The following is an 11992-nucleotide window of genomic DNA, read 5'->3' as shown; positions in this document are numbered from 1 at the left end:
GTTTTGGGGATCCAGCTGCGGAGCCTAGGAATCAGAGCTTGACTTCGATGTCAACGCCGCTGGGTAGGTCGAGCTTCATCAGCGCGTCGATGGTCTTGGCCGAAGGGCTGTAGATATCGATGATCCGGCGGTGGGTGCGGGTCTCGAAGTGCTCACGGGAGTCCTTGTCCACGTGGGGCGAGCGCAGTACGCAGTAAATCTTGCGCTTGGTAGGCAGGGGAATCGGACCGATCGCAGTAGCAGCGGTGTGATCAGCCGTTTCGATGATTTTTTCGCAGGACAGATCCAGCATGCGGCGATCAAACGCCTTCAGGCGGATGCGGATCTTCTGCTGGGCAATAGCGGTGGACATGGAGTGTCTGACGTCGTTAAGCGTTCAACGGTTCTGGCTTGATCCTTGAAGGATGAAGGCGCAGGAAGGGAAGCGCTGGGTGCCGGGGAACCGGAACAAACCCAAAGCAGCTGGATTGTCGAGGTGCACGAGAGAGGGGTGGAGACCAGCTCCACCCCTCAACCCTAGATCACGGCCGAGGCCGGACCAGCAGGATCAGGCGATGATCTTGGAGACCACGCCAGCACCGATGGTGCGGCCGCCTTCGCGGATAGCGAAGCGCATGCCTTGCTCGATGGCGACGGGGCAGATCAGCTCGCCGGTCATCTTGATGCGGTCACCGGGCATCACCATTTCCACGTTGGAGCCGTCGTCGGCGGTGAAAGCGGTGATCTGACCGGTCACGTCGGTCGTACGGATGTAGAACTGCGGGCGGTAGCCAGCAAAGAAGGGGGTGTGGCGGCCGCCTTCTTCCTTCTTCAGCACGTAGACCTCACCCTCGAACTTGGTGTGAGGGGTGATGGAGCCGGGCTTCACGAGCACCATGCCGCGCTCGATGTCTTCCTTCTGGATGCCGCGGAGCAGCAGACCCACGTTGTCGCCGGCCATGCCCTCATCGAGCAGCTTGCGGAACATTTCCACACCGGTGACGGTGGTCTTGCGGGTGTCCTTGATACCCACAATCTCAATTTCCTCGCCCACCTTGACCACACCGCGCTCGATGCGGCCGGTGGCCACGGTGCCGCGGCCGGTGATGGAGAAGACGTCTTCGACAGCCATCAGGAAGGGCTTGTCGACTTCACGCTCGGGCTCGGGGATGGCGGAATCAACCGCATCCATCAGCTCATCGATCTTGGCTTCCCAATCAGCGTCGCCTTCGATGGCCTTGAGGCCGGAGACCTTCACCACGGGGATGTCGTCGCCGGGGAAGTCGTAGCTGCTCAGCAGTTCACGCACTTCCATCTCGACGAGCTCGAGGATCTCCTCGTCGTCGACCATGTCGCACTTGTTCAGTGCAACAACCAGAGCGGGAACACCCACCTGCTTGGCCAGGAGGATGTGCTCCTTGGTTTGGGCCATGGGGCCGTCGGTGGCGGCCACCACCAGAATGGCGCCGTCCATCTGGGCAGCACCGGTGATCATGTTCTTCACGTAGTCCGCGTGGCCGGGGCAGTCCACGTGGGCGTAGTGACGACCAGCGGTCTCGTACTCGACGTGAGCGGTATTAATGGTGATACCGCGCTCACGCTCTTCAGGAGCACCGTCGATGTCGGCGTAGTTCTGCACTTTCGCCTGACCCTTCTTGGCCAGCACGTTGGTGATGGCGGCGGTGAGGGTGGTCTTGCCGTGGTCAACGTGGCCAATGGTGCCGATGTTGACGTGGGGCTTATTCCTTTCGAACTTCTCGCGAGCCATGATGAAAAAGAATCGGGGGGTAAATGGGTAGGAAAAAGATCAGGAATTGCCCTGATTCTTGGAGATGATGGCTTCTGCCACGTTGCGAGGAACTTCCTCGTAATGGCTGAATTCCATCGAGAAGATACCCCGACCCTGGGTCATGGATCGGAGCTGGGTGGCGTAGCCGAACATCTCGGCCAGGGGCACCTTGGACTGGACCTTGGACTGCCCATCGTCGATGGACTGACCTTCAACCTGACCGCGGCGCGATGAGAGGTCACCGATGACGCTTCCAAGGAAGTCCTCGGGAACCTCTACCTCGACCTTCATCATGGGCTCAAGGAGTACAGGGTTGCACTTCTTGACGCCGTCTTTGAAGGCCATGGAGCCGGCGATTTTGAACGCCATCTCCGACGAGTCGACGTCATGGTACGACCCGTCGACCATGGTGACGCGGACATCGATCAGGGGGAAACCGGCAATCACACCGGACTGGCAGGTTTCCTTCATCCCGGCCTCAGCCGGACCGATGTACTCCTTGGGCACGACACCGCCAACGATCTTGTTGACGAATTCGAACCCGGTGCCCGGCTCGCCGGGCTCCATTTCGATCACCACGTGGCCGTACTGGCCCTTACCACCGGTCTGACGGGCAAATTTGCCCTCGCCCTTGGCGCTGCCGCGAATGGTTTCGCGATAGGACACCTGAGGGGCGCCGATGTTGGCCTCGACCTTGAACTCACGAAGCATGCGGTCCACCAGGATTTCCAGGTGGAGTTCGCCCATGCCGGCGATCACGGTTTGGTTGGTCTCCGGATCGGTGGAGACCCGGAAGGTGGGGTCTTCTTCGGACAGGGACTGGAGGGCTTTGGAGAGCTTCTCCATGTCGCCCTTGGTCTTGGGCTCCACAGCCACCGAGATCACAGGCTCGGGGATGTAGAGCGATTCCAGAATGATCGGATCGGAATCGACGCACAGGGTGTCGCCGGTGGTGGTGTTCTTCAGACCCAGAACAGCGCCGAGGTCACCGGCGCGCAGCTCGTCCACTTCCTCACGGTCGTCGGCCTTGAGCACGATCAGACGAGAAATGCGCTCTTTCTTGTCCTTGGTGGAGTTGAGGATGTAGCTGCCCTTTTGCAGCACTCCGGAATACATCCGGATGAAGGTCAGCTTGCCGAAGGGGTCGGCCATCACCTTGAACGCCAGGGCGCTGAAGGGAGCGCTGTCATCGGAGGGACGAACGGCCTCGTCACCGTTGGGGAGCACACCCTGGATCGGGGGCACATCTACGGGGGCAGGCAGGTAGTCGACAACGGCGTCGAGCAAAAGCTGAACACCCTTGTTCTTGAAGGCGGAGCCGCACAGCATCGGCACCAGGCCGTGCTTCAGAACGCCCTCGCGGATGCCCTTGGCGAGTTCAGCCTCGCTCAGTTCACCCTCTTCGAGGAACTTTTCGATCAGGGCTTCGTCGGTTTCGGCAACGGTCTCCATCAGGGTGGCGCGCCACTCCTCGACGAGATCTTTCATGTCGGCGGGCACATCGGCTTCCTCGATGTCCTTGCCGAGGTCGTCCTTGTAAATGAAGGCGCGGTTCTTGACGAGGTCGATGATGCCGCTCAGTTCACCCTCAGCGCCAATGGGAAGCTGAATGGGGACAGCGTTGGCCTTCAGGCGGTCCTTGATCTGACCGTGCACCTTAAGGAAGTCAGCGCCCGTGCGGTCCATCTTGTTGACGAACACCATGCGGGGAACGCTGTAGCGATCCGCTTGACGCCAGACGGTTTCAGACTGGGGTTGAACACCACCCACAGCACAGAAGACGGCGATCACACCGTCCAGCACACGCATGGAGCGCTCCACCTCAATGGTGAAGTCCACGTGACCAGGGGTATCAATGATGTTGATCCGGTGGTCGTTCCAGCTGGTGGAAATCGCAGCAGCGGTGATGGTGATGCCCCGCTCGCGCTCCTGGGCCATCCAATCGGTCACGGCGGCGCCGTCATGCACCTCACCGATCTTGTGCACCACACCTGAATAGAACAGGATTCGTTCGGTGGTGGTGGTTTTACCGGCATCAATGTGTGCCGCAATACCAATATTCCTGACGCGTTCCAGGGGAATAGCGCGAGCCACGGGGCAGGTCTCCGGAGGGTGGGATCGACAAAAAAGCGGGCGTCACTCTACAAGTCGGTCTCACCCGACCCGAGAAGCAGCAGGACCGCTCGCGGCCCTGCCGGTGAGGCTTAGTAGCGGTAGTGGGCGAAGGCCTTGTTGGCTTCTGCCATCTTGTGGGTCTCTTCCCGCTTACGGACGGCGCTGCCAGCTTCGTTGGCGGCATCCATCAGTTCGCCAGCCAGTTTCTGGGCCATGCTGCGGCCGTTGCGGGCGCGGGAGAAGTTGACCAGCCAGCGCAGGGCCATGGCGGTGCCGCGCTCCTGGCGTACTTCCATGGGCACCTGGTAAGTGGCACCACCGACGCGACGAGCGCGGACTTCCACGAGGGGAGTGGCGTTCTTCACTGCGGTCTCGAACAGCTCGAGGGCGTCACTGCCGGTGCGCTCGTTGATCAGCGTGAAGGCGTCGGAAAGAATCCGCTGGGCGGTGGACTTCTTGCCGTGCTTCATCAGCCGAGCAACCATCATGGTTGCCAAACGGCTGTTGAACTGAGGATCGGGGAGAACCGGGCGCTTCTCAGCGGCGTTGCGGCGTGACATAGAGCTAAGGGGAGGAAGTCAGAAACGAACGTCGAAGGAGATCAATCCTTGGGGGTTTTGGCGCCGTACTTGGAGCGGGACTGACGACGGTCCTTCACACCAGCGGTGTCCAGGGTGCCGCGAATGATGTGGTAGCGGACGCCGGGCAGATCCTTCACACGACCGCCGCGGATCATCACCACGGAGTGTTCCTGAAGGTTGTGGCCGATACCGGGGATATAGGCGGTCACCTCGAAGCCGGAGGTCAGGCGCACACGAGCCACCTTCCGCAGAGCCGAGTTGGGCTTCTTGGGGGTTGAGGTGTAAACGCGGGTGCAGACACCACGGCGCTCAGGGCAGGAGCGCAGTGCGGGCGACTTGGTCTTGCGGGTAAGGCGCGTCCGCTCACTGCGGATCAGCTGCTGAATCGTGGGCATCGAGGGCCGGGAGTTTTCGAGGGGCCGGAAGCGAGGTCGGGGAGCCGACCGTTTCGACAATCCGCCACATTACTTTGTCGAGGTGCTGGTACCCGGAGAGGGTTCGTCAGCGGGGCCAAAGGCCGCACCACAAGCGCAAACGCGGTGGTCACGGCCGGTGCGGATCAGAAATCCGCCCCCGCTGAGATCACCGCGATAGTCGAGCTCGAGGGTGTTGAGTCGCTCCTCCTGGTCGCCGGGGGCGAACAGCGTGATCCCATCGGCGCGTGCCACGGGAACGCCTGCCAGACGGCCGGGACGGATGCGAATCACCCAGCGCTCGCAGCTGCCATCCACCAGGTCAAGGTGCATCATCCCCGGGGTGCCGGCGACGGCCGCTTGGCGGCCGAGCTCTGCGGCAGCCGCTGCGGTGACTTGCATGCCTTGGCCCTTGGGCATGGCAAAAGAATGGCTGGGTCGAATCAGTGTGTCAGGGCGGGCTGGAGGCCAGCCTTGCGGGTGGGCGGTTCGGCATCGGTAGCGGTATGCGGGGGATCAGTCCAATGCCGTTGTGCACCGATCCGGCAATCCCGCGCCCCTTCACGGTTTGAACGTCCGCAAGGACCAAGCCGGTGGAGCTGCCACCGTCGAGGTTCAGGGCCTCCTTGAGACCTTGTTGCTTCAGCAGCAAGGCCGTCTCCATCAAGGTCGGACCGGCATTGTTCACCCCTTGCAGGGTGATCAGCCAGAGCTGGCGTCCATCGCTGGCAATGACGGTTCGCGGCGCCCCCTGGCGGATGAAGCCTGGGCTGAACCCTTCCGCCTGGCCATTGAGTGCCACGAGCCCTGAACGCAACAGCAGCGGTCCGCCGCCGACAACAAAGGGTTTGTCTCCAACGATGGACGTCGAGCGGCTGCTGAGGACCAGTCGCTCCCCCGGCTGCCAGTCGACCTTGACTCCGCCCCGGGCCACCAAGAGCACGTCACCGGTGCGCAGCGGGACCCCGGGTTGGGGAATGGCTTCGATGCGCTGTTGCACCACGCCATCGCGGAGCACGAAGCCCAGCTCCTGACCCGTTAAGGGTTGATAGCGAGGCCCCCAGTCCTCGGTGTAGCGAGCTACTCCCTTTCGGACATAGCCGCTGTTGAGGCTGACCAGTGACAGACGTTGTTGGCGTTGATCCAGCACGCTCTCCTGGAGCCGCAGGCGATCGAACTCAGGGAGTTCACCATCACCCCAGCCCACGGCCCCCCGGTTCAGGATTGGTCCTGAGAGCCATTGCCCGTTGTCTTTCAGTGCCCCCAAGGGAAGCCGGTTGACCCGATTGAAGAACCCTCCATTGATCGCAATCAGGGCTGATTCATTGCGGGCCAGCTGACTCAGGCTGCTCAGTCCCTTCATTCCGTTAGGGCGGTTCAGGGGGCGGATATCGACAGGCACCCGGCGGGGGTCGAGCTGGACGCTGTTGATCAGAACTTGGCGGTTGCCGATGCGGCCGACCGTTCGATTGAGCACCAGGCCTTGGCGTTGCAGCGTTGCCAGGGCGGTGTTCTTTGCATTGGCGCTGGGCCGATTGAGGGTGCTGAGGGCGGTGTCACCGGGTAGGTCGAGGACCAGGCGCCAAGGGCGCCCCAGGGTCAGACGCTCTCCATCTGCTTTCAGCAGCAGCCAGCCCCGCTCTTGGCGGGGGTTCAGCCCCAGCCGTGCGAGTTGCTGCAGCTGCTCTCGGTTGCTGTCGGCACTTATGGCCAGTTGGCCATCGTCGCTGCGTACCAGGGCCGGGGCGCTGAGGTCCAGCACCACCCGCTTGCCGCTGATCCCGTTGTCCCGGGCGCGCACCGCCTGAAGCGGACGGGCGGGCAGCTCCAAGCTCAGTTCTTTTTTCCCAAACGGCGCAAAGCGGACGCCAACCCGGCGCATCAGATCACTGACGGGAACGGCGACTTCATCCCCGAGGGACTTCTGCCGTCTCGAGGAGAGGCTGATCTCGGTACCAAACCACTCCAGCTGCAGGCCGCCTCTCTCGCCGCTGGAGCGATGGACTCCGAGTTGGTTCTCGAGAAATTCGAGGGTGAGCCACAGTTCGCCACGCTCGATGCGCCAGCGGGCTGGTTGGGTCAGGCCATTGGATCGAACCAGGGACCCTTCCGCTTGCCGAATCGGCCTCTCCTCGGCGGGCAGAGGCGGCGGCGGGAGCAGCGGAATCCCCGGATGCAGGGCTGCCAGAACGGGCATCAATGCCATGAAGCAGCCCACTGGGTCCAGAAACGCTAGCGAGGTTGCGGCGCTCCGCCAGGACTGACTTTCGCTGAAGGTGGTCCAGCTTTTAGATTCAGAAGTTCGCAGCGGGACCGCGGTTTAGGGCGATTCGTCGCCTTCCGTTCGGTTCGGCGGGACTGAAGGCCTTCAGAACAGGCCGTCGACCCGGCTGCTTCGTTACTACCGATAGACCTGTTGTCGCTGGGCTATGCCGCTGTCTTCTCGTCCTGTTTGGCCCCATTGCGACAGCCCCGCTCCGCTCGAGGTGGCTGGCGAGAAGGACGCTTGCGGCGTTGGCTTCCTGGCGAACCTCAAGGGTGAGACCAGCCACTGGGTGCTGAAGCAGGCCCTGCGTGGCCTGGACTGCATGGAGCACCGCGGCGGCTGCGGCGGCGACGGCGACTCTGGTGATGGTGCAGGCGTTCTCTGCGGCATTCCTTGGTCCTATCTCGAGGCGGTCTGGCCTGAAGCCGCCGGCACATCCGGCGCTACTCGGGGTTTGGGCATGGTGTTCTTGCCTGCCGAGGCCGGCAAGCGCGATCAGGCCAAAGCGTTTTGCGACGAGGAAGCACAGTCCTTGGGGTTGCGCAGCCTGGGCTGGCGCGCGGTCCCCGTCGACCCCAGCGTCTTGGGTCCTTTGGCCCGCGGGACCGCTCCGGTGATTGAGCAGTGGCTGCTCTCCGCGGAGTGCGACGGCGATGCCCTCGAAGCGTTGCTCTTCCGTCTGCGGCGCCGCTGTGGTGATCGCGCCCGCAGCGTCTGGGGTGCGGTGCCTAGCGACCTCTACTTCGCCTCGCTGAGCGGTCGGACCGTTGTCTACAAGGGCATGGTTCGCTCGGAGGTTCTCTCCGCCTTCTATGGCGACCTCCGCGATGAGCGCTTTGCAGTGAGCTTTGCGGTCTATCACCGTCGCTTCAGCACCAACACCCTGCCTCGCTGGCCCCTGGCCCAGCCGATGCGTCTGCTCGGCCACAACGGGGAGATCAACACCCTGCTGGGGAACCTGAACTGGGCTCGGGCCGCCGAAGCGGACCTTGATGCGGTTTGGGGCGATGCCGCTGCTGATCTCAAGCCGGTGGTGAATGCCGCCTTCAGCGACTCCGCCAACCTCGATGCAACCCTGGAGCTGCTGGTACGCAGTGGTCGCCCGATCACCGAGAGCCTGCTCACCCTTGTGCCGGAGGCCTTCCGCGATCAGCCTGCCCTGGCGGATAAGCCAGAGGTCACAGCCTTCTATGAGTACTCGGCCTGCACCCAGGAACCCTGGGATGGTCCAGCCCTGCTGGTCTTTGCCGATGGCCGCAGCGTCGGCGCCACCCTGGACCGCAACGGTCTGCGGCCCGCCCGTTACTGCATCACCAGTGACGGTTTTGTGGTGATGGGCTCTGAAACCGGTGTTGTGGAGCTCGAAGAAAGCCGGATCATCGAGAAGGGGCGTCTTGGCCCCGGCCAGATGCTGGCTGTCGACCTCGAGAACGGCCGTCTGCTCCACAACTGGGACGTCAAGCAGGAGGTGGCGTCGCGTCACCCCTATGGCCAGTGGCTGGCTGAGCATCGCCGCACCTTGAGCGCTTTGCCCTGGATGCAGGAGCGACAGCTGGGGGATCTCGAGCTGCTGCAGCAGCAAACTGCCTTTGGCTTCACCGCCGAGGACTTCGATCTGGTGATCGAGGACATGGCCGGTGCCGCCAAGGAGCCCACCTACTGCATGGGCGATGACATCCCCTTGGCGGTGCTCTCCGATAAGCCCCACCTGCTCTACGACTACTTCAAACAGCGCTTCGCTCAGGTCACCAACCCGCCGATTGATCCCCTGCGGGAGAAGCTGGTGATGAGCCTGGAGATGCACCTGGGTAAGCGGGGTTCCCCCCTCAAGCCCGATGCTTCAGCTGCAAAGGTTCTGCATCTCAACAGCCCGATCCTCAACGAGGCCGAGCTGGCGGCAGCCACCCAACAGGGACTTGCGAGCCGCACCCTCTCGACCCTGATGCCGATCAGCGGCGGACCAGCTGGCCTAGAGGTGGCGCTGGCCCAGCTCTGCAGCGACGCGGAAGCCGCAGTGCGCAGCGGCAACCAGATCCTGGTGCTCTCCGACCGTGGGATCACGGCGACGACCTCCTATATCCCGCCCCTGCTGGCGGTTGGTGCGGTTCACCATCACCTTCTGAAGCAAGGTCTGCGGCTGCAGACCTCCCTGGTGGCTGAAACCGCCCAGTGCTGGAGCACTCACCATCTGGCTTGCCTGATTGGCTATGGCGCCAGCGCGGTCTGCCCCTGGCTGACCTGGGAGACCACCCGCCATTGGCTGGCTCATCCCAAGACCCAGAAGCTGATCGAACGGGGCAAACTGCCGGCCCTCACCCCAGATCAGGTCCAGGCGAATGTGCGCAAGGCCCTGGAAGACGGTCTGCGCAAGATCCTCTCCAAGATCGGCATTTCCCTGCTGGCCAGCTATCACGGCGCTCAGATCTTCGAGGCGATCGGTGTCGGTGCGGATCTGATTGAGCGGGCCTTCAAGGGCACCACCAGCCGTGTGGCTGGCTTGAGCCTGGCGGAATTGGCGAGCGAGACCCTGACCTTCCACGCCAAGGCCTTCCCAGAACTCAATCGCACCAAGCTCGAGTTCATGGGCTTTGTGCAGTACCGCACGGGCGGCGAGTACCACCTCAACAGCCCGGAGATGACCAAGGCGCTCCACGCAGCCATCAAGCAGGGCCCTGGTTACGACCACTTCTCCACCTACAAGACCCTTGTGGAGAACCGTCCGGTCACGGCCCTGCGGGATCTGCTGGAACTGCAGCCCGCCGCCACGCCGCTTCCCCTCGATCAGGTCGAGAGCATCGAGAGCATCTGTGAGCGCTTCTGCACCGGTGGCATGAGCCTGGGTGCGCTCTCCCGCGAAGCCCACGAGGTGTTGGCGGTGGCCATGAACCGCATCGGCGGTAAGAGCAATAGCGGTGAGGGCGGTGAAGACCCAGCACGCTTTAACGTCCTCGGCGACGTGAATGCGGAGGGCCTCTCGGCCACCCTGCCCTCGATCAAGGGGCTCCGCAATGGCGACACGGCCTGCTCGGCGATTAAGCAGATCGCCTCGGGTCGCTTCGGGGTCACCCCCGAATACCTGCGCAGTGGCAAGCAGCTCGAGATCAAGGTGGCTCAGGGCGCGAAGCCCGGTGAAGGCGGACAGCTCCCGGGTCCGAAGGTCGACCCTTACATCGCCTGGCTGCGAAACAGCAAGCCTGGGGTGGCTCTGATCTCACCCCCGCCCCACCACGACATCTATTCAATCGAAGATCTGGCGCAGCTCATTCATGACCTGCACCAGGTGCACCCCGCCGCCAAGGTGAGCGTGAAGCTGGTGGCCGAGATCGGCATCGGCACTATCGCGGCGGGTGTCGCCAAGGCCAATGCTGACGTCATCCAGATCTCTGGCCATGACGGTGGCACCGGCGCCTCGCCCCTGAGCTCGATTAAGCACGCTGGCGGTCCCTGGGAACTCGGCTTGACCGAGGTGCACCGGGCCCTGCTCGAGAACGGCCTACGCGATCGCGTGTTGCTGCGGGCCGACGGCGGCCTGAAGACCGGCTGGGATGTGGTGATTGCGGCCCTGCTGGGTGCTGAGGAATATGGCTTCGGTTCGATCGCGATGATCGCCGAGGGCTGCATCATGGCCCGCGTTTGCCACACCAATAACTGCCCGGTCGGGGTGGCCACCCAGAAGGAAGCCCTGCGCAAGCGCTTCACCGGTCTGCCGGAGCAGGTGGTCAATTTCTTCCTGTTTGTGGCTGAGGAGGTGCGTCAGCTGATGAGCGTCCTGGGCGTGGCCCGTCTGGAGGACCTGATCGGCCGCTCGGATCTGCTGAAGCCCCGCGCCGTGCAGTTGGCCAAAACCAAGGCCCTCGACCTCTCCTGCCTGTTGGATCCCATCCCTCAGGCGGCTGATCGCGGCTGGTTGCGTCATGCCGAGGCAGCCCATGGCAACGGCGTGATCCTGGAAGATCAGCTGCTGGCTGACGCCGAGCTGATGGCCGCCATCGAGAACCACGGCCAGCTGGCCCGGACCCTGCCGATCATCAACACCGATCGCAGCGTCTGCGCCCGCCTCGGCGGTGAGATCGCGGCACGCCATGGCAACACCGGTTTCAAGGGCCAGCTCGACCTCACCTATGAGGGCGCTGCTGGTCAGAGCTTCGGTGCCTTCACCGTTCAGGGCATGAATGTGCGCCTGGTGGGTGAAGCCAACGACTACGTCGGCAAGGGCATCAACGGCGGTCGCCTCACCGTGGTTCCCCCTGCGGGCGGCAATGATCCCGGTGCTCAGGTGATCCTCGGGAACACCTGCCTCTACGGCGCCACCGGCGGTGAGCTGTTTGCCCTCGGCCGCGCCGGCGAACGCTTCGCTGTTCGGAACAGTGGTGCCAAGACCGTGGTGGAAGGTGCCGGCGACCACTGCTGTGAATACATGACCGGTGGTGTGGTCGTGGTGCTCGGCAGCACTGGCCGCAACGTCGGCGCCGGCATGACCGGTGGAGTCACGTTTGTTTTGGACGAGACTGGTGGTCTGCGCGATCGGGTGAACCCCGAGATCGTCGAGATCTGTGCCCTCAGTACCCCGGAGCAGGAGGCCATGCTCAAGCCCCTGCTGGAGGCTCATGTCTCAGCCACCGGCAGCACCAAGGCCGCCGCGATCCTTGCGGATTGGTCCAGCTGGAAGGAGCGCTTCAAGGTCCTCGTCCCCCCCAGCGAGAAGGCCAACGTCGGCTTGGCTGAGCGGCAGGCGGTGGCGGCCTAAGCCGCCGGTTCACCGTCCATTGCGTTCGGTTGCTGCACCAGGGGGTCGGCTGACCCCACCCCTTGGTTCGGCTGGCCCGACCGCTGCAAGCTGAGACCTTCC

Annotated in this window: 8 protein-coding genes; 1 reads left to right on the top strand and 7 read right to left on the bottom strand. The window is 63.3% G+C overall.

Annotated elements, in window-relative coordinates; genetic code table 11:
* Positions 1–31: 31 nt before the first annotated feature.
* The 7 genes from rpsJ to ACLM42_RS10105 all read right to left on the bottom strand — a co-directional run bounded on the left by rpsJ (position 32) and on the right by ACLM42_RS10105 (position 7074).
* A complete protein-coding gene (rpsJ, locus tag ACLM42_RS10135; RefSeq protein ID WP_006910513.1) occupies positions 32–352 on the bottom strand; it encodes a 30S ribosomal protein S10 in 321 nt (106 codons plus the stop codon).
* A 195-nt stretch (positions 353–547) separates the two neighbouring features.
* Entirely contained in the window at positions 548–1747 is a 1200-nt protein-coding gene (tuf, locus tag ACLM42_RS10130; RefSeq protein WP_247909488.1) for an elongation factor Tu, read from the bottom strand.
* Between the two features lie 39 nt (positions 1748–1786).
* On the bottom strand, positions 1787–3862 hold the full coding sequence (fusA, locus tag ACLM42_RS10125; RefSeq protein ID WP_415398972.1) for an elongation factor G: 2076 nt from the start codon (positions 3860–3862) through the stop codon (positions 1787–1789).
* A 110-nt stretch (positions 3863–3972) separates the two neighbouring features.
* Positions 3973–4443, bottom strand: a complete 471-nt coding sequence (rpsG, locus tag ACLM42_RS10120) for a 30S ribosomal protein S7 (protein WP_010314628.1) — start codon at positions 4441–4443, stop codon at positions 3973–3975.
* Positions 4444–4484: 41 nt separating this feature from the next.
* On the bottom strand, positions 4485–4859 hold the full coding sequence (gene rpsL, locus ACLM42_RS10115) for a 30S ribosomal protein S12 (RefSeq protein ID WP_010314630.1): 375 nt from the start codon (positions 4857–4859) through the stop codon (positions 4485–4487).
* Between the two features lie 69 nt (positions 4860–4928).
* On the bottom strand, positions 4929–5297 hold the full coding sequence (locus ACLM42_RS10110; protein WP_415398971.1) for an AIR synthase: 369 nt from the start codon (positions 5295–5297) through the stop codon (positions 4929–4931).
* Between the two features lie 31 nt (positions 5298–5328).
* Positions 5329–7074: a phosphodiester glycosidase family protein gene (locus ACLM42_RS10105; protein ID WP_415398970.1), complete on the bottom strand. Its 1746-nt coding sequence runs from the start codon at positions 7072–7074 to the stop codon at positions 5329–5331.
* 232 nt (positions 7075–7306) lie between these two features.
* On the opposite strand from ACLM42_RS10105, the gene gltB reads away from it, so the two are divergent.
* On the top strand, positions 7307–11890 hold the full coding sequence (gene gltB / locus ACLM42_RS10100; protein WP_415398969.1) for a glutamate synthase large subunit: 4584 nt from the start codon (positions 7307–7309) through the stop codon (positions 11888–11890).
* Positions 11891–11992 lie beyond the last annotated feature (102 nt).

Source organism: Synechococcus sp. W4D4 (assembly GCF_047716805.1).
In the GTDB taxonomy this organism is placed as follows: domain Bacteria; phylum Cyanobacteriota; class Cyanobacteriia; order PCC-6307; family Cyanobiaceae; genus Vulcanococcus.
Note: the sequence above shows the minus strand (reverse complement) of the source record. Positions and strands in the feature narration are given on the sequence as shown.